Genomic DNA, 21,620 nt, shown 5'->3' with positions numbered 1-21,620 from the left:
GATGGATAAGGGAGGGGAAAGGCGGGCAATTCGACTGATCGGCGGCGGCAGCGGCAGCAACGCCGCCACCGCGCTCAGCCGTGCGCGCCGATCAGGTTGACGACCTTGATAGTCCGGGTGTCGGGCACTTCCGCGTACGACAGCACCTTCAGCTGCGGCAGGCTGCGGCGCAGGAAGCGCGCGAGCATCGCGCGCAGCGAATGCTGGACGAGCAGCACCGGTGCGAGCCCGAGGTTCTGCTGGCGTGTCATCGCCTTCTGCGTTTCGGTGAGCAGCGTGTGAGCAAGGCCCGGTTCGAGGCCGGGGTTCGCACCGGTCGCGAGCGCCTGCGACAGCACCCGTTCGAGGTTCGAATCGAGGCCCATCACCTGCATGTCGCCGCTACCGGGGAACCACTGCTGCGTGATCGCGCGACCCAGCGCGAGTCGCACGACCGCCGTCAGATCGTGAGCGTCGGGCATTTTCGCTGCGTGCTCGGCGAGCGCTTCGAGGATCGTGCGCATGTCACGGATCGGCACACCCTCTTCCAGCAGGCTTTGCAGCACCTTCTGCAGCGTGGTCAGCGAGATCGTCTTCGGCACGAGGTCTTCGACAAGCGACGGCGTGTCTTTCGACATCCGCTCGATCAGCGCCTGCACTTCCTGGCGGCCCAGCAGTTCGGATGCGTGCGTGACGACCAGATGGTTCAGATGCGTGGCGACGACGGTGCTCGAATCGACGACCGTGTAGCCGTACACCTGCGCCTGTTCGCGCATGTTCGTATCGATCCAGATGGCGGGCAGGCCGAACGCTGGGTCTTGCGTCGGCGTGCCGGGCAGCGCCGCGGTAACCTGGCCTGGATTGATCGCGAGCCACTGGCCCGGATACGCCTCGCCGATGCCGACCTCGACACCCTTCAGCGCGATCCGGTAGCCGTTGGGGCGCAATTCCAGGTTGTCGCGGATATGGATCACCGGCGGCAGGAAGCCAATTTCCTGCGCGAATTTCTTGCGGATGCTCTTGATCCGCTTGAGCAGTTCGCCGTCGGAGTTCTTGTCGACGAGCGGGATCAGCCGGTAGCCCACTTCGAGACCGAGCGTGTCGATCAGCGTCACGTCTTCCCAGCTCGCTTCGCTGTTTTCGACCGGCGTCATCGCAGCCGGTATGACATCCACCAGCGCCGATGCGCTCTTGCGGTCCACCGCGCGCTTGCTCATCACGCGGCCAAGCTGGATCGCGCCGCCGCCAAGCAGCAGGAACGCGAAGTGCGGCATGCCGGGAATCAGGCCCATCAGCACGAGAATGCTGCCGGTGATCATCAGCACGCGCGGGTTCGTGAACAGCTGGCCGGTGAGCTGCGTGCCGATGTCTTCGTTGGTCGCGACGCGCGACACGATCACGCCGGCCGCCGTCGAAATGACCAGCGACGGAATCTGCGCAACGAGGCCATCGCCGATCGTGAGCAGCGTGTAGGTCTTGCCCGCCGACGCGAAGTCCATGCCGTGCTGCGCCATCCCGACGATCAACCCGCCGAGAATATTGATCACCATGATCAGCAGCCCGGCGATCGCATCGCCGCGCACGAACTTGCTCGCCCCATCCATCGAACCGTAGAACTCGGCTTCCTGCGCGACTTCGAGGCGGCGCTTGCGGGCCTGTTCTTCGTTGACGAGACCGGCGTTGAGGTCGGCGTCGATGGCCATCTGCTTGCCGGGCATCGCATCGAGCGTGAAGCGCGCCGACACTTCGGCGATCCGGCCGGCGCCCTTCGTGATCACCATGAAGTTGATCACCATCAGGATGATGAACACGACGATACCGACCGCGAAATTACCGCCCACGAGGAAGTGCCCGAACGCCTCGATCACCTGCCCGGCCGCGTCGGGACCGGTGTGACCTTCGAGCAGCACGACGCGCGTCGAGGCGACGTTCAGCGACAGTCGCAGCAGCGTCGAGAACAGCAGCACGCTCGGGAACGCGGCGAAATCGAGCGGCTTCATCGTGTACATGCTGACGAGCAGCACCATCACCGACAGCGCGATGTTGAACGTGAACAGCAGATCGAGCAGGAACGGCGGCAACGGCAGGATCATCATGCCGAGGATCATGCAGATCAGCACCGGCCCGGCGAGCGCCCGCAGGTTGGTACCGGCCAGCACGTCGGGCCGCCGCGAGAGGAAACCGGCGCGGGTGTTCATGCGCGGCCTCCGCGTCGAGCGTTGTCTTCGTCTTCTTTAGCGAGCGCTTCGGCGGCTTCTTCGGCGGCTTCGTCGTCGGAGATCGCGCCCTTGTCGAGATCGGCAGGCACGTCGAAGCTCGTCGGCACCGACGGTGCGATCCCGCCTTCGGTATTGAAGCGGCGCAGCTGGTAGACCCACGCTAGCACCTCCGCGACCGCGCCGTATAGCGCACCTGGAATCTCGCGGTTCAAATCGACGTTGTGATAGAGCGCCCGCGCGAGCGGCGGCGCTTCGAGCAGCGGCACGTTGTGTTCGGCGGCGATCTCGCGGATGCGCAGCGCGACGAGATTCACACCCTTCGCCACCACCTTCGGCGCGCGCATCTCGCCGTCGGTGTACTTCAGCGCGACCGCGAAGTGCGTCGGGTTCGTCACGACGACGTCGGCCTTCGGCACCTCGGACATCATCCGGCGGCGGGCCAGCGCGCGCGCCTGCGAACGGATGCGCCCCTTCACCAGCGGGTCGCCTTCGTTCTCGCGGTGTTCGCGCTTCACTTCATCCTTGGTCATGCGGAGTTTTTTCTGGAACTGCCAGAGTTGATACGGCACGTCGAGCGCGGCCACGAGCAACATGCCCGCCACCGTCATGGCGCAACACACGGCGATCAGATGACCCGCGTTGGCGAGCGCCACATCGAGCGGCTGCGTGCAGAGCGCGATCACCTCGTCGCGCCGCTGCCAGACCGCTATGCCGCCCACCAGCCCCACCACCAGCGTCTTCGCCAGCGACAACCCAAGCTGGATCGGACCATTGATCGAGAAAATACGGCCAAGGCCGGCGAGCGGATTCAAGCGGCCGAAATTGGGTTCGAGCGATTTGCTCGAGATCAGCCAGCCGCCCAGCGCCATCGGTGCGAACAATGCTGCGGCACCGGTCAGTCCGAGCACCGGCGCGAGCGCGTACAGGCCCTCGCGGCCCGCCACGGCCGCGCCGCTCATCATCTGGTGCGAATCGAAAACGGCCGTGTGGTCGAACGTGAACGAGTTGCGCAGCATTGCGCGCAGATGTGTGGCGATCGGCCCGGCCATGCCCCACACGCCAAAGAAACCCGCCGACAGCAGCGCGAACGAAGCCAGCTCACGCGAGCGCGCGACCTGTCCTTCCTCGCGGGCCTTGTCGACCCGCCGGGGAGTGGCTGCTTCGGTTTTTTCGAGGTCGCTGTCCTCTGCCACCAGGCTCTCCAGACGAGACGGCACGATGCCGTTTTCCAGTGACAGCGATTATTCCCGCAGACGTCGAGACGCCATCGGCGGATAAGGACGGGGAAACGGGGGTATTTCGGAGGATGGGGAAGCGGCGCGGCGGGCGCGGGTTGTGGACACGGGTTGTGGACACTTCAGGCCGCGCGGCAGCAGTTGCCGCGCGCCAGATCGGGCTGGCGCGCTAGCTCAGGATTTCGACCCAGCGCGCCGGCCCGGACAACTCGTCGCCCAGGGTCAGCGCGCCGTCATACACCTAGAACGCGACGTACGGCGCCGCGCCGCCGGTCGCCGTGCGATCCATGCCGAAGAAGATCGTCCGGCCGTAGAAGAACGGCAAACCGAGATCGAGCTGGCCCAGGTTGCCGCTGCCAGCAAGATCGTTGAACGCGTAGTTGTTGCCGTTGCCGAACAGCGTCGCCGCATTGGTGACGTTCATCGTCACCGTACCGACTGCACCGTTCAAACCGACCAGGGTAGCCGTACGGGACGTCGGCGACGACGGGCAGTAGAAGCCGGTGTAGTTGCTATTGGTACACGGCGTCAGTGTCTGGTCGGACAGGAAGTACGCGTTCGAGCCCGAGTCGAGGAACGCCGTCACCGTATTGCCGTTGAACGTGCTGCTAACCATATTGCCGGCGCTATTCGTCGTAAACGTCTGGCTGGCCGTCAGCGTGTTGTTCGACTGCGTGCCGATACCGAACGTCAACGTGCCGGACGCCGATGACGCACCGGCGCCGGAGATAGACGGCATCTGCAGCACGACACCGTTGTTGTCGACCGGGAAATGCGGCACCGGGTTCGCGACCTGCTGCGTGGCCGGCAGCGTCGTCCGCGTGCAGTTAGCGCCGCTCGGGCACGCGTAATAGATGCTGTTGTTGGCGGAGGTTGCGCAGGTCGTGCCGCAATCGTTGGGCGCCACGCCGATACCGAGAATGCCGTTTGCGCCGAGGTTGCTCGCCGTATTTTGCGCCGGGCCATTGGCGCAGCCGGTGGCCGGCACCGTCGACGACGCGAGGTCACCGATGATCTGCACCGGGATGCTGCTGGCCGTCTCGCTGCCGATCGTCACATTCGCGGTCCGCACGGTGCCCCACGTGTAGCCGATCGCGAATTGCGCGCATTCGGCGATCTGCGAGCTGCCCACCGTCGTGACCGGCAGCCCACTGGACAACGACGAAGTGAGCGCCGAGCTGAGCACCCGCAACCCATATGAGCCCGTATCGACCTGGATGTTATTGATCGTCTGGCAGTTGCTGGTCGAACCCGGCGCGCACACCGTGACGCTGACGGTCGGAATGTTCACGACATTGGCCACACCCGAGTTGACGGTCAACGCAACCTGGTTACCTCCGACCGGTGTTATCGGCGTACCGCCACCGCCGCCGCTGCTACCTCCGCCACCGCCGCATCCGCCGATGCAGGCCGCAGCGATGGCCAGGCCCGCGGCCTGGACCCAGCGAACCCACTGCGTCTTGATCCGCACTGTCGATTGGACTGTCTGCACTGTCTGTCTCCCGCCGGTCACTGGATGTCGGAGCCGCTGACGCCAGCAGGCAGCGCCTGCGGCAGCCACGCGTTGCCTGCGAACGCGCCCATATGGCCGCCCGATTGCACGACGAGATTGTCGCTCTGCACCGACGCCGGTCCGCGGCCGCCGCGTGCGGCGCGCGCTGCCGTCAGGCCATCGACATACTGTGGGAAATAAGTGCCTAGCAGGCTGTTGAGATCGGGCATCTGCGGTCCGCTCCACGCGATCCCGAAGACCGTGCCCGCCTGCGACAGATACTCGCGCACGACCGTACCGCTGCCGAGCGTCGTCTCACGCACGGTGTACGACGCAACCGCAGTGGACGACACCGAAGACGAAGCTGCCGACGCCGCCGACGATGTGGAATGCATGACCCGCGTGCTAACGGTCGAACCGTCGGGCGGGGTCATGGGACTGCCGCCCAGCGCTGCGTGCGCGGCAGGAACGGCGGACAGCACAAGGCTGGTTCCGAGCGTCGTCACGATGACGGCGCGGAAAATACGGCTCGACATGGCCAGACTCCTCCTGATCGTCTGTCGCGGGGCCGTGTCATCGGCGCGTGCGCGACGTGAAAACCGCACCGGTCTCTCAGCCCCGGTGCGCGTGCCCGTAGTATGCCTGTGCCTGAGCGGATTACGCAGTAGTGCAGCGCGTCGGTAAGGAATCGTATGGACGTCAGAAGCCGAGGCTCGCGAGCAGATCGTCGACCTGCGCCTGATCCTGCATCACATCGGGCTTGCCTTCCGGATTGATCTGCGGACCGTTTACCAGCGTTTCGGTCGGACCGGCGGCGCCTGCGTGGTCTGCCGGGTGCGCCGCGACCAGCGCGGCGGCCGTCGCCGCGAACTGCTCGCGCCGTTCAGGTGCGATGTTCTCGACCAGCACACCGAGCAGTTGCTGCTCAATCAGATAGACCACGTCCATGATCTTCTTGATCACCTGGCCAGTAAGATCCTGAAAGTCCTGCGCGAGCATGATTTCCAGCAACTGCGCGTTGGTCGCGCCGGTCGACTCCGGCAACGCGCTCAGAAAGCCACGCGTATCGCTCATCAACGCGCGCACTTCATCGCGTTCGATCGGTGCGGCGTACCACTCGGCCCAGCGCGCATCGAGCTTGCCCGCATCGCGCTGCAGTTGCTCCTGAATCGGCTTGGCGACTTCGATCGCGGTCAGCACGCGCTCGGCGGCCTGTTCGGTCATCGTGGCGACGTACTTCAGACGGTCGCGTGCGTCCGGCACCGCTTCGGCCGCGCGCTCGACGTGCTTGTCGAGCCCCAGCTCGCGCATCGAGTCGCGCAGCGTGCGCGTGAGCTGCCCGATGCGGGCCAGGATGCGGTCGCTTGCGAAGTCGCCGCCGCTGTCTTCTTTCAGGTCGAAGCCTGACGCGTTGCTCGGCTGGTTCAAGTCAGCTCCCGGCTTTGGCCATCTTTTCGAGGATCTTGTTCACCTTCTCATCGAGCGTCGCCGCGGTGAACGGCTTCACGACATAGCCGCTCGCGCCGGCCTGCGCAGCCGCGATGATGTTTTCCTTTTTCGACTCGGCGGTCACCATCAGCACCGGCAGGTGCGCCAGGCCCGCATCGGCGCGGATCGCCTTCAACATCGCGAGGCCGTCGAGGTTCGGCATGTTCCAGTCGGAGATCACGAAGTCGTACGTGCCGCTGCGCAGACGGGCGAGGCCCGCCATGCCATCCTCGGCTTCGTCGACGTTGCCGTAACCGAGCTCCTTGAGCAGGTTGCGCACGATCCGGCGCATCGTCGGAAAGTCGTCCACGACCAGAATCTTCATTCCCTTATCCATAGCCATTCCCTTTCGCAAATCCAGTTCGTGCGGCACGCTGCCGCCGCTTCAATCGGCCCGCATCATACGCGCTGCACACGCTCGCCCATCGCAGCGAGACACGCCATCACGCGGCGGCTCATGTCGGTCAGCGCGGCGACTTCGTCGGCGGCGCCGAGCGCGATCGCTTCGCGCGGCATGCCGAAGACGATACAGCTCGCTTCGTCCTGGGCAAATGTGTACGCGCCCGCCTGTTTCATATCGAGCAGCCCGGCCGCACCGTCGCGGCCCATGCCGGTCAGGATCACACCGACCGCATTCTTGCCCGCATGCTGCGCGGCCGAGCGAAACAGCACATCCACCGACGGCCGATGCCGGTTCACTGGCGGCTCGTCCGACAGATGCGCGATGTAGTTCGCCCCGCTTCTCGCCAGCAGCAAATGCGCGTGGCCGGGCGCGATATACGCATGACCCGGCAGCACGCGTTCGCCGTGCTCTGCTTCTTTAACGGTAATCCGGCACAAACCATTGAGCCGCTGTGCAAAAGATTTCGTGAAACCGGGCGGCATATGCTGCGCGATCAGCACCGCGGGCGCATCGGGCGGCAACGGCAGCAGCACTTCGCGGATCGCTTCGGTACCGCCCGTCGATGCGCCAACGATGATCAGCTTCTCGGTACTCACCAGCGGATTGTTGAAGAGCGGCGCGAGTTTGGGCGCCTGTGCGGCGCTGGTTGCATCTGAGGGGTTCGTGCTTGCAGGCGTCTGCACCACGCGTTGCCGCACGCGCGCACGTGCCGCTGCACGCACCTTGTCGGCGAGTTTTTCCGCGTAGTCGAGCATGCCGTCGCGGATACCGACACGCGGTTTCGTGACGAAATCGACGGCACCGAGTTCGAGTGCGCGCAACGTGATTTCCGAACCGCGTTCGGTCAGCGACGACACCATTACCACCGGCATCGGCCGCAGACGCATCAGCTTTTCGAGGAAGTCGAGACCATCCATGCGCGGCATTTCAACATCGAGCGTCAGCACGTCCGGGTTGTGCTGCTTGATGAGTTCGCGCGCGACGAGCGGATCGGGCGCCGTCGCGACGACCGTCATGTCCGGCTGGCCGTTGATGATCTCCGTCATCAGGCTGCGAATCAGCGCCGAATCGTCGACGCACAGGACCTTGATCTTTTGCACAGCGCTCACGCCTCCTCGGCCGTTCTGGCGTTGCTGGATTGATCGGGCTTGCTACCGCTGCTGCCGAACAGTTCGATGCGCGGTTTGGTGGTGCTGCCCGGATTGCCGCTCTGAGTGCTGCCTGCTGCGTTGCCAAACAGTTCGACACGCGGTCGCGGTGCCGGGCTCGCAAATAGCTCGACGCGTTCGCGCGCCCGCGCGAGACGTTCGGCGCGTGCCTCGGCGGTCTGCCGCGCGAGTACCTGTTCGCGCTCGGCGACGCGCGCCTCCTGTTGCAGCCGCAGCTTCTTCACCATCACCTGGCCCGTGCGCGGCATGAACGCCACCTTGCGCGGATGCTCGCCCTGCAGGTCTTCGGCAAGAATTGGAATCTTCTCGAGTGCAAGGTAGCGGCGCACGAAGGCCGAATTGCGGTCGCCGATGTTCATCGTCGTCATGCCCGCCAGCACGGCCGCGCCGCCGAACACCTTCGCCTCCAGCCGTTCGCGCCGGCCGCCGGCCTTGATCATTTCGTTGATCAGCACTTCCATGGCGTAGGCGCCGTAGCGCATCGCATCCGAGGCAGCCTGCGCGACGTCGGCGCCGTCGTCGGGGAGCATGAAGTGATTCATTCCGCCGATGCCCGCGCTGCGATCCTGAATGCACGCAGCGACGCACGAGCCGAGCACGGTGACGAGCACCATGTCCTCGCCTGTCATGAAGAACTCGTTCGGCAGCAGCTTCACGCCGGGGCGCTTGAAATGGTTGTCGTAATAGAGGTTTGTCGCGATCGGCAGTGCGGTGCTCATGCGCTCACCCCGCTTGGTGCAGCATCGGCGGAACCTGCGGCGTGGTCCAGACGACGATGCGTAGCGGCCCGATGCGATGCACCGCCGTCGCGGGTCAATTCGTAGACGGTCTGGCCGCGCAGGCGGAACGCCTGGCTCACATAGGTGAAGTTCTCCGAGTGGCCGGCAAACAGCAAACCGCCCGGCTTCAACAGCGGCTCGAAGCGGGCCAGTACCTGCGCCTGCGTCGGTTTGTCGAAATAGATCATCACGTTGCGGCAGAAAATCGCATCGAACGGCGTGCGCAGTGCGTAATCGCGATCGGTGAGATTGAGCCGTTCGAAGCGAACCATCGCGCGCACTTCCGGGCGCACCTTCACGAGGCCCGCATGCGCGCCGGTGCCTTTCAGGAAGAAACGCTTGAGCCGCTCCGGCGCAAGATGCGTGACCTGCTCCAGCTGATACACCGCAGCCTCGGCCTTGGCGAGTACCTGCGTATCGACGTCGGTGGCGAGCACGCTCGCCTGGCGTGCGGCCTGTTCGCCGAGCGCTTCGATCAGCGTCATCGCAATCGAATACGGTTCCTCGCCGGTCGATGCGGCCGAACACCACACCGAGACCGGCGCCGGGCGCTGCATCGCGAAGTCGGCGAGGACCGGAAAGTGATGCGCTTCGCGGAAGAACGCGGTGAGGTTCGTCGTGAGTGCGTTGGTGAACGCCTCCCATTCGGCGGGATCGGTATCGGACTCCAGTAAGTCGAGGTATTGCCGGAAGTTGCCGAAGCCGCGCGCGCGCAGGCGTCGCGCGAGACGGCTGTACGCCATGTCGCGCTTGTGGTCGGACAGCGAGATGCCGGCGCGCAGATAAATCAGCTCGCGAATGCGTGCGAAATCCGCGGAGGTGAATTCGAAGTCGCGTGCGGACTCGGCGGTGCGCGGCGCTTCGCTGGGATCGGGGCGGGACGGTGTGCGCGTCAGTTTCATCGCGTGGTCCGCCTGCGTTGCGATGCGCGGACCACTACGCAAACCGCGCGCAGACGGCCGACTCCCGGCATGCTGTATGAGCATGCTTCGGTGAGCCGCCCATCATCGGGTGAGGTGCGTGGGGTCCGCATACCGCTTCATCCTGTCCTAGAACGTTTCCCAGTCTGCGTCTGCGCTGGCCGTCGAACCGGCCGGAGCCGGGCGCTTCAGTGTCTCCGCGGGCAGGCTCTTCGGTCTGAGCGCGGGCTCGCTACGCGATGCGCCGTCCGGTTTCGTCGATGCGGTTGTGCTCGCAAACGCAGCCGGTGCGCTTACCGGTTTCGCTGCGGTTCCGATTGCGTGCGTCGCGCTCGCTGCTGCCGATATCGCCGGCGTGCCCACATGGCTCGCCAACGCCGGACGCACGCCGCCGTGAGCCGGCCCAGTTACTGCGGCCACCGTGTGACTGCGAATGGCGCTTGTGGGGCGCAGCGTTCGTTCGCTCCCGCTCCCACCCACACGCCAGCCACCGACGACGGTCTGCAGTTGCCGCGTCTGCTCCTCGAGCGATGCAGCGGCAGCCGCGGCCTCTTCGACGAGCGCCGCGTTCTGCTGCGTCACTTCATCCATCTGCGTGACCGCGCGATTGACCTGCTCGATACCTGTCGATTGTTCTTCGGACGCGGCGCTGATCTCGCCCATGATGTCGGTGACCCGGCGCACGGCCTGCACGATCTCTTCCATCGTCGTGCCGGCACGACCGACGAGCGCGGAACCGCTCCGCACCTTGTCGACCGAATCGCCGATCAGCTCCTTGATCTCCTTCGCCGCGCTCGCGCTGCGTTGCGCGAGGCTGCGCACCTCGCCGGCCACCACGGCGAAGCCGCGTCCCTGTTCGCCGGCACGCGCCGCTTCCACTGCGGCATTCAGCGCGAGGATGTTCGTCTGGAACGCGATCCCTTCGATCACCCCGATGATGTCGACGACCTTGTTCGAACTCGACGCGATGTCCTGCATCGTATGCACGACCTGATTCACGACGTCACCGCCGCGCGTCGCGATATCCGACGCATTGACGGCGAGCTGGCTCGCCTGCCGCGCGTTCTCCGCGTTCTGCCGCACCGTGCCCGTCAGTTGCTCCATGCTCGACGCAGTCTCTTGCAGCGAGGCCGCCTGCTGCTCGGTACGCTGCGACAGGTCGGTGTTGCCCATCGCGATTTCGCGTGCGCCGGTGTCGATCGATTCGGTGCTCGTATGGACCGCTTTCACCATCGTCACGAGGCTTTCCTGCATCTGCTTGATTCCGCCGAACAGACGCCCGATCTCGTTGCGGCTGTACACGTCGACGCGCTGCGAGAGATCGCCGGCAGCGATTCGCTCGAAGCAGACAGTCGCGTCGTTCAGCGGTTGCACGATCAGTCCGCGCAGCGCAAAGCGGATCACGACGACCATCACCAGTGCGAACACCGTCACACCGATAATCAGCATCTTCATCAGCCCGATCTGCGCGGCGGTGTCGGACTGCTGCCGTTGCGCATGATCCTGTAATGCCTTGACGACCGGCGTCGCGGCGTTGTCGTAGTCGACAAACATCGGGCTGATCTTCGTGTCGGCGATCGCGTGGTAGCTGGTGGTGTCGCTGGCACGCAGCGCGACGAACTCCGGCTCGACGCCGTCGTGCAGCAGCGTCGCGCGACGCGCACTGACCGCATCGATCAGCGACTGATCGGCACCTCGGCGCGGCGTGGCGAGAAACGCCTGCCAGTTTTCATTCGATTTGCCGAGCAGATCCTGCCCGCGGTCGAGCGCGGTCTTGGCCTGCTCCATTTCACCGGCGGCGATCAGGCCGGTGACGCGATCGAGCGTCACGCGCGAGCGCAGCAGGTAAGACGACGCGTCGTTCAGCGAACGCATCGCGACCAGATCGCTGCCGGCGATCTGCTCGAGCGACTGGTTCGCGCGTTGCAGCGCGACCAGTCCGAGTGCGCCGACGGCAACCGTCAGCGCAACGAGAATGACGCCGACCGCGGTTAGCGTCGTGCGGATCGACCATCTGCCCAGCATCGTCGTTTCTCCTTTGTGTGTGTCTTATGCGTGCTTCAGCTGCGAGGTCTGCTTACTCGCTCAGTGCGTCGGTGAGCGCCATTTCGCGGCTCGTCATCAGCTTTTCGATGTCCATCAGGATCAGCATGCGGCCGTCGACCGTGCCGAGCCCCGTCAGATACTCGGTGTTCAGCGTCGCGCCGAATTCGGGCGCGGGCATGATCTGGTCGGCTGCGAGCGTCAACACATCGGACACGCCGTCGACCACCATGCCAAGCACGCGGTGCGCCACGTTCAGGATGATCACCACCGTCTGATGGTCGTACTCGACGCGGCCCAGATGAAACTTGATGCGCATGTCGACGATCGGCACGATGATGCCGCGCAGGTTGATCACGCCTTTGATGAATTCCGGCGCGTTCGCGATGCGCGTCACGTTGTCGTAGCCGCGAATCTCCTGCACCTTGAGAATGTCGATGCCGTATTCCTCGGCGCCGAGCGTGAAGACCAGAAATTCCTGACCGCCCGCGTCGGCCTGCTGCGCGTGCCGTCGGCTCGCTGCGCTGTTCGACTGGCTCGAATGAATGGATTGGACTTCTGCCACGTTAGCCCCCAAGCAGTTGGGAAAAATTGATTAAGGTTCGCTCTGTCGTTTTGCCGCTTTGTCGCTTTACTGCCGCATTCATGCGAGTGCGGCAAGGTCGCTATGTGCGCCATGCGCGGTGCGCTTCTCGCGGTTCAATGCGGCCACGTCCACGATCAGTGCGACGCTGCCGTCGCCGAGAATCGTGGCAGCGGAAATGCCATGCACCTTGCGGTAATTCGTTTCGAGGTTCTTCACGACGACCTGCTGCTGTCCGACCAGTTCGTCGATCAACATCGCGAAGCGACGCCCCTCCGCCTGCATGATCGTGACGATGCCCTGAGTCGGATCGGTGCGTGCGTCCTCGACGGTGAATACCGCATGCAGTGCGACGAGCGGCAGGTATTCGCCGCGCACGCGCACCACGCGTTCGCCGTTCGCGATCGTGTAGATATCTTCGGCGCGCGGCTGTAGCGACTCCATCACGAAGTTCAGCGGCAGGATGAAGATCTCGCTGCCGACCTTGACCGACATGCCGTCAAGAATTGCCAGCGTGAGCGGCAGCACGATCCGCGTCGTCGTGCCGCGGCCCGCGTACGACGTGATCTCGACGTGGCCGCCCATCGCCTGGATGTTGCGCTTCACGACGTCCATGCCGACGCCGCGACCCGATACGTCGGTGACCTGCTCCGCCGTCGAGAAGCCCGGCATGAAGATCAGGTTCCACACTTCCTCGTCGGTCATCGACTCGCTGACCTGCATGCCCTGCTTCATCGCCTTCGCGAGAATCTTGTCGCGGCGCAGACCGGCGCCGTCGTCGCTGACCTCGATCACGATGTTGCCGCCGTGATGCGCCGCCGACAGCACCAGTTGACCGGTGCCGTCCTTGCCTGCGGCGCGACGTGCCTCGACGGTTTCGATGCCGTGGTCGAGGCTGTTGCGCACGAGGTGCGTGAGCGGATCGATGATGCGTTCGATCAGACTCTTGTCCAGCTCGGTTGCCTGACCGAAGGTGACAAGCTCCACTTCCTTACCGAGCTTCGCCGCGAGATCGCGCACAAGACGCGGGAAACGGCTGAAGACGTAATCCATCGGCATCATGCGGATCGACATCACCGCTTCCTGCAAGTCGCGCGCGTTGCGCTCGAGCTGCGCCATGCCGTTGAACAGGCGGTCGTGCAATGCCGGGTCGAAGGTGCTGGTGGTTTCGGCGAGCATCGCCTGGGTGATCACCAGTTCGCCGACGAGGTTGATCAACTGATCGACCTTCTCTACGCCGACGCGGATCGAGCTGCCTTCGGCGCTCGAAGCTGCGGCGGGGCGGGCGGCTTTGCGGTCGGGTTCTGCGGAAGCTGTTGTGTTGGTGGCTGCGGCCGGCGCGCTTGCTTGAGTCGCTGCTGCCGCGGCTACGGCGAGCATGGAGGCGACTGCGGCTTCGGTCGTAGCGGCCGGCGCGGCAACCGGTGCCGGTTCATCGCGCACAGCCTGCGGCGCGATAGCGGTGCTATCGGTTGCATCGGCCGCCGGCGGCGACGTGACAGCGGCGGGCGTTCCAGGTTCGCCCAACTGCACGTCGTCCGCCGGCATTTCGCCGCGACCGATCGTGATCTGACTCTCGTCGATCACGAAGCAGCACACAGCGACGATGTCGTCGGAGGGGACGTCAGTGTCGAGCCACAACGCAAGTTCGCTGCCGCTCTTCACCTGTCCGACGATACTCCCCAGGTTGCCGAGTTCTTCGATCAACAATGCCTGGTCCTTCTCCCCCACGCCCCGCAGCGTAATTTTCAAATGCGATCCGGCTGGTGTGTCTGCTGGCACGGCGGTAGACGATCCGCCGGCTCCGTTGTAGACGGCATTGATATCCGTGTTGTCACCTTGCGCTCCGGGCGACATTTCTGTCGTGGTCGAGGCCGGTGCTTCGACCCACGCTCCCGCCCATTCGCCAGCGGCTTCTAGCGCCTGGTCGACGACGTGTTGCGGCGCGTTCGCACCGTCCTCGGCGACGGGCTGTGCCGCTGCGTTTAGCGCGGACGGGTCCACGGCAGTTGCATCGACCGCAGCAGACTCAGACTGTGCATCGCCCTCGCGACTCTCCGCGTACAACCGGTCGAGCTTCGCGCAGATCGCCGCCGCCGTCGCCGCATCGGGCTCGGCGCTCGCGCGATAGGCCGCGAGCTGGCCCGACAACACGTCCTTGGTTTCGAGGAACGTGTCGATCATGTCCTTGCGCAGCACGAGTTCGTTATTGCGCGCGCGATCGAGCAGCGACTCGAGAATGTGCGTCGTCTCGGTGAGTGCGGTGAAACCGAAGGTCGCCGCGCCGCCCTTGATCGAATGCGCCGCGCGAAAGATCGCCGCGAGGTCTTCGGGGTCCGGATGCGCGATGTCCAGATCGAGCAGCAGTTGCTCCATCTGTGCGAGCAGTTCGTCGGCCTCGTCGAAGAACGTCTGATAGAACTGAGTGATGTCGAGTGTCATACGTGGCTCACCACGAGAAATCGTGTCTGGACTGTGCAGCGGTACCGTCGATGCGCATCACGCCTGCCCCGGTTCGGCGAGTGCCGCGACCAGTTCGGTCAGCAGGTCCGGGTCGAGCGGCTTTTCGATCCAGCCGGTCGCGCCGGCCGCACGCGCTGCCGCCTTGAACGGCTCGCCCGATTCGGTCGTTAGCAAGAGGATCGGTGTCGCGCGATAAGCCGGGTTGCCGCGCAATGCGGTAATCAGATCGAGACCGGTCTTGCCCGGCATGTGCTGATCGGTCAGCACGAGATCGAAGCGGATGGCGAGCGCATTCTCGAGGCCCTCGTTGCCGTCGGCGGCGAGCGTCACCTCATAGCCGGCCGTCGTCAGCGTCGCGGAGAGAATCTCCCGCATCGCGGCCGAATCGTCGATTGCCAGAATGTGCCTGATCATTGAAAACCCTCGCTGCACTTGCTTTTGTCTTGTTGCCGGGTGGTTGCCTCGTGCCCCGACGCGTCGTTATGCGTCGTTATGCGCCGTTACGTCACGGCCCCGCCGCTACCGGCGGCGGGATCTTCTGCAACAACGGCCGCGCAGAACCCGCTGCATCGTCGGACAACGTGGTGGTCGTCGTGTCGTCGCGCATCATGGCTTCCTCCGACTTCTTGTTCAGCACGATGATGCTGATCCGGCGGTTCTCCGGATCGAGCGGGTCGGCCTTGTTCAGGTTCTGCGTCGACGCGAGGCCGATCACGCGCAGCACCTTCGCTTCGTCCATCCCGCCGGCAATCAGCTCGCGCCGCGATGCATTCGCGCGATCCGCCGACAGCTCCCAGTTGCTGTAACCCTTCTCGCCGCCCGCATACGGCACGGCATCGGTGTGTCCCTGCACGACGATCCGGTTCGGCACGTCGTTCAGCGTGTGGCCGATTTCGCGCAGGATGTCGCGCATATACGGCTCGACCGTGTCGCGTGCGGTCGCGAACATCGGCCGCTTCTGCGAATCGACGATCTCGATGCGCAACCCGGTCAGCGTCGAATCGATACGGATCTGCTGCTTGAACTGGCGCAGCACCGGGTTCGCTTCGATCGCGGCCATCAGCTTCACCTGCAGATCGTGCAGACGCGCCTGCTCGCGCCGCTCGAGTTCGCCCTGCAGCGTGTTCAGCGCCTGGTCGTCAGCGCGGCTCTCGCTGCGATCGGCGCGCTTCGTCGTGCCATCGCTCGAACGCGTCACACCCCAGTTATCGCTCGTGATGTCGCGCCCGCCGCCCCGCACCACACTCGATTCCTCGGCACTGCGCACGCCGCCCCACAACGACACCTTGAGCGGCTGGTTGAAGTAATCGGCGATGCCTTTCAACTGTGCCGTGCTGGCCGAACTCAGCAGCCACATCAGCAGGAAGAACGCCATCATCGCGGTCATGAAGTCCGCGTAAGCGAGCTTCCACGCGCCGCCGTGATGGCCTTTCTTCGCCGGCGCCGAACGCCTGACGACGATTGCACGGTCTTTGTCTTTGCTCATCGCTTCCTCGGTCGCCTGGCGTCGCCGTTATCTGGCCTTAGCGGGCCTTACTTCGCCTTGACCCGGCGCACGTGCTCTTCCAGCTCGGTGAACGACGGGCGTTCGGTCGAGAAGAGCACCTTGCGGCCGAACTCGACGGCAATGGCCGGCGCGTAGCCGTTCAGGCTCGCGAGGATCGTTACCTTGATGCACTGGAACATCTTGGTCGACTCGGTCACGCGCTGTTCGGCGAGACTCGAAAGCGGACCGATCAAACCGTACGAAAGCAGGATGCCGAGGAACGTGCCGACCAGCGCCTGCGCGATCATCTCGCCGAGCACGGCGGGCGGTTTGTCGGCGGAGGCCATCGTGTGAACCACGCCCATGACCGCCGCGACGATCCCAAATGCCGGCATCGCATCGCCGACCTTGGCGAGCGCATGCGCCGGCGCCTCGCCTTCCGCGTGATGGGTTTCGATTTCCTCGTCCATCAGGCTTTCGATCTCGAACGCGTTCATGTTGCCGCCGACCATCAACCGCAAGTAGTCGGTCAGGAATTCGACGATGTGCCGGTCGGCCAGGATCTTCGGGTACTGCGTGAAGATCGGGCTCTGCTCCGGGTTATCGATGTCGGCTTCGAGCGTCAGCGTGCCTTCCTTACGGGCCTTCGCGAGCAGGACGTACAGGAGCGCCATCAGCTCCATATAGACGTCCTTGTTGTACTTCGAGCCCTTGAAGAGCGTCGGGAGCACACGCAGCGTGGCCCGGATCGTCTTCATCCCGTTGCCAAGGATGAACGCGCCGAGGCCCGCGCCCGCGATCATCAGTATTTCGACAGGCTGCAACAGCGCGCCGAGATGGCCGCCCGCCAGTGCATAGCCGCCGAAGACGGACAACAGCGTTACGAGTGTTCCCACGAAAATCAGCACTGCCGGGCCCTCACAAAAAAATCGACGTGGACCGTCGTTAATTGGGTTTACGGCAGCGGAGCGGAAAACTTTGGCCGAAAAGCCGTCGAGTGTGCCCGCTTGAGCGGTGGGTGCGCGGTGGCGTGGACAGGCGGGCGAGCCGCGCCGGATGACGCCTGTCCTGGGCGCCTCGGGCCTTTAGCGCATAGCCGCTGAGCCGACGCGCGGGAGCGCGGCAGCAGCGCGGGCGGAACGCGGGAATTCAGGCAGGGAACTTCACGCAACCAACGCCGGCACCGGCACCTCGCCCGCGCGCGCCTTCGCATCGGCGGATTTCCTCGTCTTGCCGGCCCGCGACGGCGGCTGGCACAGCCCGCAGACGAAGCCCTGCCGCGGATCGTGTGCGTGCGCCACGAAATGGCCACCGCAACGCGAGCACGCGGTGATCTGCAGCATGTCGGAATCGAAGAAGCGCACCAGCGTCCACGCCCGCGTGAGGCTTAGCACCGGCTCGTCGCCGTGCATCTGCACGTGCTCCAGATACAGCCGGTAGCTCTTGACGATCGACTCGATCGTCTTGCAGCCGCCGTGATCGGTCATGAACCGATAGATGTTGTAGAACAGCGAGGAATGGATGTTCGGCTGCCAGGTCATGAACCAGTCCGCCGAAAAAGGCAGCATGCCCTTGGGCGGCGAGACACCCTTCAGCTCCTTGTAGAGCTTGATGAGCCGGTCGCGCGACAGGCTGGTTTCGGCTTCGAGCAACTGCAGACGCGCGCCGAGTTCGATCAGTTCGATGGCGAGAGTAATCTCCCGCACCTCGAGCACTACGCTTTTATGTGCCATCCGCTCCGGTTCCCGCGTCCTGTGGGTTTCCTCGTGATGCAACAGCGGCATCAGCCAAGCTGTTCGACCGGCTGGCCGGCCATCAGGATCGCGGAGTGCGCCTGGGCGACGGCGCTGGTTTTGCCCTTGTCTGCGAGCGAGGTGAGGATCGCGTGATCGTCGAAGCGGAAGCGGCACAGCACCTGGTTCGACGCGGCAAGCTTGACGGTCTGGGCCAGCGACAGGCTGGCGAGCACATCGGCGAGCTGGTCGGAGATGCCCATCCGGAACATGCCGGTCTGCTTGTCCTCGCGCAGCAGGCGCTGGGCGAGCAGCAGATAAGACAGGTTCACTTCCCTGATCTCAGTCAGCATTTCACTGTTGGCGCTCATGATTCCCCCGAGTCGATCTGGCTGGTCAGGCCGTTCCGGAAACGTTTGCTCATTCGCGCGCATCGATCCACGCGGAATGGCCCGTTTATGGTCATGCATCAATTGTGGCTAAAGGGGAAGGGAACGAAAATCGGACAGACACCCCGGCAGGTGGCCGGAAAAATCCCTTAATGCTGTCAGAATTTTTCCTACAGACGAACGGCTGGGGGAAATGGAAGGCGGGCTGTTCTAAACAGTGCCGAATGGCACCTTCGGTGGGCTGGCCGAATTATAGAGGCTTTTCATCGACTCGTAATGCACTGCTGCTACCTCGCCGCAAACCCTTGCTGAGCACGCTTCTGCGCTTGATCCGATGCGGTGTGCGCCTTGCCGCACAAGGCTTTAAGGTCCATCGGAGAACCCGTTATGCATCATGTTTCTCGCTGTAACAACATTAAGCGTTTGAAAAATAGCTCGAATTGCGACGCTCGATCCCGATAATGAGACGTAAGGAGAAACCCCAACCGGTTTGATCGGGGCACCCCTCGGGCGGCGGCCTGCCGCGCCCTTCCGTCCGACGGGCACTCGCCTTGCTACGCTGCCTCGCAGCGTCCCACCCGCGAAGCCCCTGAACCTGGAGATTACGCATGCGAATCGCACAAATCGCGCCGCTATACGAAGCTGTTCCGCCGAAACTCTACGGCGGCACCGAGCGCGTCGTGTCCTACCTCACGGAGGCGCTGGTCGACCTCGGCCATGACGTGACGCTGTTCGCGAGCGGCGATTCGGTGACGTCGGCGCAACTGGAAGCGGCATGGCCGCGCGCGCTGCGACTCGACCCGACCATCCGCGATGCGATGGCTCCGCACATGCTGCTGCTCGAGCGCGTGCGCCGCGTTGCGCACGAGTTCGATGTGCTGCACTTCCATCTGGACTACCTGCCGTTCCCGCTGTTCACAACGCTCGACACGCCGTTCGTCACAACGCTGCACGGCCGTCTCGATCTACCCGAGTTGCAGCCGGTCTTCGCCGCGTTCTCCAATGTGCCGGTCGTATCGATTTCGGATTCGCAGCGCCTGCCGCTGCAACAGGCCAACTGGCTCAACACGATCTATCACGGCCTGCCCGACCAGCTGCTCACGCCGCAGGCTCACAAGAAACCCGAATACCTCGCGTTCCTCGGTCGCATCTGTCCGGAAAAACGCGTCGATACAGCTATCAAGATCGCTGCGCAAAGCGGTCTGCCGCTGAAGATCGCCGCCAAGGTGGACAAGGCCGATCAGGATTACTTCAAGGCGGAGATCGAGCCGTTGCTGTCGCAGGCGCATGTCGAATTCGTCGGCGAGATCAACGAAGCGCAGAAGCCGGAGTTCCTGTCGGGGGCGAAGGCGTTGCTGTTTCCGATCGACTGGTCGGAGCCGTTCGGGCTCGTGATGATCGAGTCGATGGCTTGCGGAACGCCGGTCATCGCGTTCAACCGCGGTTCGGTGCCCGAGGTGATCGATCACGGCGTGACCGGCTTTATCGTCGAGGATGTGCAGGGCGCCGTTGCTGCGTTGCAGCGCCTCGACGAGCTGTCGCGCAGCGCGATCCGCGCGCAATTCGAGCGGCGCTTTAGCGCGAAGACCATGGCGCAGAATTATGTCGATGGCTATACCGCGCTAATCGAAGCGGCTCGCCGCCCGGTACTGCGCCGCGTAGCGGCGGGCTAACCCGCAGAGGATTCATATTGCGTAAATCTGCAATGTGAATCGTTTGCGCGGACGCAAAAGTGGGTTAACCATCCCGGTCAAAAAAGGCCGCCCTTTACGGGCGGCTTTTTTATTTACCAATGGCATGAACCATTGCTGTGCACGTACCGCCGATTCGGCATGAATCGGGGTAAACGCCGCCATCGACGTCTATCCCGCATTCACCCTTGTCATTGCCTTCGGAACGCTTTCGTCAACCGGACGATTACGCTTGTTCGATCAAAAACCGGTCGCGATTTTTGCCTGCAATCCATTTAGGCGGCTTACCGCGGCCACTCCATGTACTGCCCGTTTTTGGGTCGTGATACTTCGGTGGAAGCGGTGCCTTTTTCGGCGGACGCCCCCGCCGGGCGGGTGCCGCGAAGCCGAGATCCTGGGCTGACAACCCGTACTCGACAATCTTGCGTTTGATTTCCGCAATCACATTGATCACTTCGGTGCGCCGGGCGTCATCCGCCTGGGCTTGCAGGCGGACGATCTGCGCCTTGAGATCCGCATATTGTGACATTCTGGTTCCCCCTTTGTAGCACTGAATGGCCGGAGATTAGCTGTAACTAAAGAAATTCGCAATGGACAATAATACTGCTATAACAGGATTACGTCTGATAATTATTAAAGGAACCCAAATTGTTAAATTGAAAAGAGTCTTGCCTTCAGTAATTGTTTCACTTCGTGGAGATTGACAATTGTTGACACCCGCGTCTGTTGCATTTGCCTAAAAATACGCGTTCCGCGGCCTGCATCGCTCATTCCGACGATGTCTCGCCTCTTACCGGTCTTTTTCAGGAGCCACATATGCCACTTTCCAAACGCCTTGCCGCCGAGTTCTTCGGCACCTTCTGGCTGGTACTCGGCGGTTGCGGTAGCGCCGTGCTAGCCGCCAGTTTCGCGGGACCCGTCCACGGTCTCGGCATCGGGTTTCTCGGAGTCGCGCTTGCCTTCGGCCTGACGGTCCTCACAATGGCCTTTGCGATCGGGCATATCTCGGGGTGTCACCTGAATCCTGCAGTCAGCGTCGGTTTGACCGTGGCCGGCCGTCTTCCGGTTCGCGACCTCGTCCCGTACATCGTCGCGCAGGTGATCGGCGCGATTGTCGGCGCGTTCGTGCTGTCGGTGATTGCCTCGGGCAAGCCGGGCTTCGATCTGGTCGCAAGCGGCTTTGCGACCAATGGCTACGGCGACCACTCACCGGGCCACTATTCGATGATGGCGGCGTTCGTCTGCGAAACGGTAATGACGGCATTCTTCCTGTTCGTGATTCTCGGCTCCACCGACCAGCGCGCGCCAGCCGGCCTCGCGCCGATCGCGATCGGGCTGTGTCTCACGCTGATCCACCTGATCTCGATCCCGGTGACCAACACGTCGGTCAACCCGGCGCGTTCGACGGGGCCTGCGTTGTTTGAGGGCGGGGCCGCCATCGATCAGTTGTGGCTCTTCTGGGTGGCGCCGATTATCGGCGCGATCATCGCGGGCGTGATCTATCCGCTCGTGGCCGGGCAGCAGCGTAACGCTCAGGCGTAACGCGGA

21 protein-coding genes are annotated in these 21,620 nt (G+C 63.8%); 2 read left to right on the top strand and 19 right to left on the bottom strand.

Translation table 11 applies throughout. From position 1 onward, the window contains the following. Positions 1 to 74: 74 nt before the first annotated feature. The 17 genes from flhA to flhD all read right to left on the bottom strand — a co-directional run bounded on the left by flhA (position 75) and on the right by flhD (position 18,363). Positions 75 to 2,177: a flagellar biosynthesis protein FlhA gene (gene flhA / locus BWP39_RS17445; protein WP_096722164.1), complete on the bottom strand. Its 2,103-nt coding sequence runs from the start codon at positions 2,175 to 2,177 to the stop codon at positions 75 to 77. Continuing rightward, on the bottom strand, positions 2,174 to 3,391 hold the full coding sequence (gene flhB / locus BWP39_RS17440; protein WP_096722162.1) for a flagellar biosynthesis protein FlhB: 1,218 nt from the start codon (positions 3,389 to 3,391) through the stop codon (positions 2,174 to 2,176). Before flhB ends, flhA begins: the two co-directional genes overlap by 4 nt. Positions 3,392 to 3,674: 283 nt before the next feature. Beyond that, on the bottom strand, positions 3,675 to 4,925 hold the full coding sequence (locus tag BWP39_RS17435; RefSeq protein WP_096722160.1) for a DUF3443 domain-containing protein: 1,251 nt from the start codon (positions 4,923 to 4,925) through the stop codon (positions 3,675 to 3,677). A gap of 17 nt (positions 4,926 to 4,942) precedes the next feature. Next, entirely contained in the window at positions 4,943 to 5,461 is a 519-nt protein-coding gene (locus BWP39_RS17430; protein WP_096722158.1) for a DUF2844 domain-containing protein, read from the bottom strand. A 163-nt stretch (positions 5,462 to 5,624) separates the two neighbouring features. Further along, on the bottom strand, positions 5,625 to 6,353 hold the full coding sequence (gene cheZ, locus BWP39_RS17425; protein WP_096722156.1) for a protein phosphatase CheZ: 729 nt from the start codon (positions 6,351 to 6,353) through the stop codon (positions 5,625 to 5,627). 1 nt (position 6,354) lies between these two features. Next, positions 6,355 to 6,750 carry a chemotaxis response regulator CheY gene (gene cheY / locus BWP39_RS17420; protein ID WP_091017234.1) on the bottom strand — a complete coding sequence of 132 codons (396 nt, stop codon included), beginning with the start codon at positions 6,748 to 6,750 and terminating at the stop codon, positions 6,355 to 6,357. A 62-nt stretch (positions 6,751 to 6,812) separates the two neighbouring features. Then, positions 6,813 to 7,916, bottom strand: a complete 1,104-nt coding sequence (locus BWP39_RS17415) for a protein-glutamate methylesterase/protein-glutamine glutaminase (RefSeq protein ID WP_170043876.1) — start codon at positions 7,914 to 7,916, stop codon at positions 6,813 to 6,815. A gap of 5 nt (positions 7,917 to 7,921) precedes the next feature. Then, positions 7,922 to 8,704: a chemoreceptor glutamine deamidase CheD gene (gene cheD, locus BWP39_RS17410; protein WP_096722152.1), complete on the bottom strand. Its 783-nt coding sequence runs from the start codon at positions 8,702 to 8,704 to the stop codon at positions 7,922 to 7,924. Continuing rightward, positions 8,701 to 9,666: a CheR family methyltransferase gene (locus BWP39_RS17405; RefSeq protein ID WP_096722150.1), complete on the bottom strand. Its 966-nt coding sequence runs from the start codon at positions 9,664 to 9,666 to the stop codon at positions 8,701 to 8,703. Before BWP39_RS17405 ends, cheD begins: the two co-directional genes overlap by 4 nt. A 147-nt stretch (positions 9,667 to 9,813) precedes the next feature. Continuing rightward, on the bottom strand, positions 9,814 to 11,709 hold the full coding sequence (locus tag BWP39_RS17400; RefSeq protein ID WP_096722148.1) for a methyl-accepting chemotaxis protein: 1,896 nt from the start codon (positions 11,707 to 11,709) through the stop codon (positions 9,814 to 9,816). Positions 11,710 to 11,761: 52 nt separating this feature from the next. Further along, entirely contained in the window at positions 11,762 to 12,292 is a 531-nt protein-coding gene (locus BWP39_RS17395; protein WP_091017223.1) for a chemotaxis protein CheW, read from the bottom strand. A gap of 78 nt (positions 12,293 to 12,370) precedes the next feature. Next, positions 12,371 to 14,752 carry a chemotaxis protein CheW gene (locus BWP39_RS17390; RefSeq protein ID WP_096722146.1) on the bottom strand — a complete coding sequence of 794 codons (2,382 nt, stop codon included), beginning with the start codon at positions 14,750 to 14,752 and terminating at the stop codon, positions 12,371 to 12,373. A gap of 57 nt (positions 14,753 to 14,809) precedes the next feature. Then, entirely contained in the window at positions 14,810 to 15,187 is a 378-nt protein-coding gene (locus BWP39_RS17385; RefSeq protein ID WP_096722144.1) for a response regulator, read from the bottom strand. A 91-nt stretch (positions 15,188 to 15,278) separates the two neighbouring features. Further along, positions 15,279 to 16,259 carry a flagellar motor protein MotB gene (motB, locus tag BWP39_RS17380; RefSeq protein ID WP_091017214.1) on the bottom strand — a complete coding sequence of 327 codons (981 nt, stop codon included), beginning with the start codon at positions 16,257 to 16,259 and terminating at the stop codon, positions 15,279 to 15,281. Positions 16,260 to 16,306: 47 nt separating this feature from the next. Then, positions 16,307 to 17,167: a flagellar motor stator protein MotA gene (gene motA, locus BWP39_RS17375; RefSeq protein ID WP_096722142.1), complete on the bottom strand. Its 861-nt coding sequence runs from the start codon at positions 17,165 to 17,167 to the stop codon at positions 16,307 to 16,309. A gap of 255 nt (positions 17,168 to 17,422) precedes the next feature. Then, on the bottom strand, positions 17,423 to 17,992 hold the full coding sequence (gene flhC / locus BWP39_RS17370; RefSeq protein ID WP_096722140.1) for a flagellar transcriptional regulator FlhC: 570 nt from the start codon (positions 17,990 to 17,992) through the stop codon (positions 17,423 to 17,425). 50 nt (positions 17,993 to 18,042) lie between these two features. Then, positions 18,043 to 18,363: a flagellar transcriptional regulator FlhD gene (gene flhD / locus BWP39_RS17365; RefSeq protein ID WP_096722138.1), complete on the bottom strand. Its 321-nt coding sequence runs from the start codon at positions 18,361 to 18,363 to the stop codon at positions 18,043 to 18,045. 626 nt (positions 18,364 to 18,989) lie between these two features. Here flhD and BWP39_RS17360 point away from each other — a divergent pair. Next, a complete protein-coding gene (locus BWP39_RS17360; protein WP_096722136.1) occupies positions 18,990 to 20,054 on the top strand; it encodes a glycosyltransferase family 4 protein in 1,065 nt (354 codons plus the stop codon). A gap of 12 nt (positions 20,055 to 20,066) precedes the next feature. Here the strand turns inward: BWP39_RS17360 and BWP39_RS31760 are convergent, their stop codons facing one another. Both BWP39_RS31760 and BWP39_RS17355 read right to left on the bottom strand, forming a co-directional pair. Beyond that, positions 20,067 to 20,237, bottom strand: coding sequence for a hypothetical protein (locus BWP39_RS31760; RefSeq protein WP_157915153.1), 171 nt, complete (start codon positions 20,235 to 20,237; stop codon positions 20,067 to 20,069). 61 nt (positions 20,238 to 20,298) lie between these two features. Beyond that, a complete protein-coding gene (locus BWP39_RS17355; protein WP_091017205.1) occupies positions 20,299 to 20,601 on the bottom strand; it encodes an H-NS histone family protein in 303 nt (100 codons plus the stop codon). 287 nt (positions 20,602 to 20,888) lie between these two features. Between BWP39_RS17355 and aqpZ the strand changes: the two genes are divergently transcribed. Further along, positions 20,889 to 21,614, top strand: coding sequence for an aquaporin Z (aqpZ, locus tag BWP39_RS17350; protein ID WP_096722134.1), 726 nt, complete (start codon positions 20,889 to 20,891; stop codon positions 21,612 to 21,614). The last annotated feature ends 6 nt before the right edge of the window (positions 21,615 to 21,620 follow it).

It is taken from the genome of Paraburkholderia acidicola, assembly GCF_002362315.1.
Classification (GTDB): Bacteria; Pseudomonadota; Gammaproteobacteria; order Burkholderiales; family Burkholderiaceae; genus Paraburkholderia; species Paraburkholderia acidicola.
The sequence above is the reverse complement of the archived record's forward strand: the minus strand, read 5'-3'. Positions and strand labels throughout refer to the sequence as shown.

Excerpts from the sequence above, each read along its gene's own strand:
- flhA (WP_096722164.1), bottom strand. The coding sequence starts at position 2,177 with ATGAACACCCGCGCCGGTTTCCTCTCGCGGCGGCCCGACGTGCTGGCC.
- BWP39_RS17430 (WP_096722158.1), bottom strand. The coding sequence starts at position 5,461 with ATGTCGAGCCGTATTTTCCGCGCCGTCATCGTGACGACGCTCGGAACC.
- cheY (WP_091017234.1), bottom strand. The coding sequence starts at position 6,750 with ATGGATAAGGGAATGAAGATTCTGGTCGTGGACGACTTTCCGACGATG.
- cheD (WP_096722152.1), bottom strand. The coding sequence starts at position 8,704 with ATGAGCACCGCACTGCCGATCGCGACAAACCTCTATTACGACAACCAT.
- BWP39_RS17405 (WP_096722150.1), bottom strand. The coding sequence starts at position 9,666 with ATGAAACTGACGCGCACACCGTCCCGCCCCGATCCCAGCGAAGCGCCG.
- BWP39_RS17400 (WP_096722148.1), bottom strand. The coding sequence starts at position 11,709 with ATGCTGGGCAGATGGTCGATCCGCACGACGCTAACCGCGGTCGGCGTC.
- BWP39_RS17390 (WP_096722146.1), bottom strand. The coding sequence starts at position 14,752 with ATGACACTCGACATCACTCAGTTCTATCAGACGTTCTTCGACGAGGCC.
- BWP39_RS17385 (WP_096722144.1), bottom strand. The coding sequence starts at position 15,187 with ATGATCAGGCACATTCTGGCAATCGACGATTCGGCCGCGATGCGGGAG.
- motB (WP_091017214.1), bottom strand. The coding sequence starts at position 16,259 with ATGAGCAAAGACAAAGACCGTGCAATCGTCGTCAGGCGTTCGGCGCCG.
- flhC (WP_096722140.1), bottom strand. The coding sequence starts at position 17,992 with ATGGCACATAAAAGCGTAGTGCTCGAGGTGCGGGAGATTACTCTCGCC.
- flhD (WP_096722138.1), bottom strand. The coding sequence starts at position 18,363 with ATGAGCGCCAACAGTGAAATGCTGACTGAGATCAGGGAAGTGAACCTG.
- BWP39_RS17360 (WP_096722136.1), top strand. The coding sequence starts at position 18,990 with ATGCGAATCGCACAAATCGCGCCGCTATACGAAGCTGTTCCGCCGAAA.
- BWP39_RS31760 (WP_157915153.1), bottom strand. The coding sequence starts at position 20,237 with ATGGCGGCGTTTACCCCGATTCATGCCGAATCGGCGGTACGTGCACAG.
- BWP39_RS17355 (WP_091017205.1), bottom strand. The coding sequence starts at position 20,601 with ATGTCACAATATGCGGATCTCAAGGCGCAGATCGTCCGCCTGCAAGCC.
- aqpZ (WP_096722134.1), top strand. The coding sequence starts at position 20,889 with ATGCCACTTTCCAAACGCCTTGCCGCCGAGTTCTTCGGCACCTTCTGG.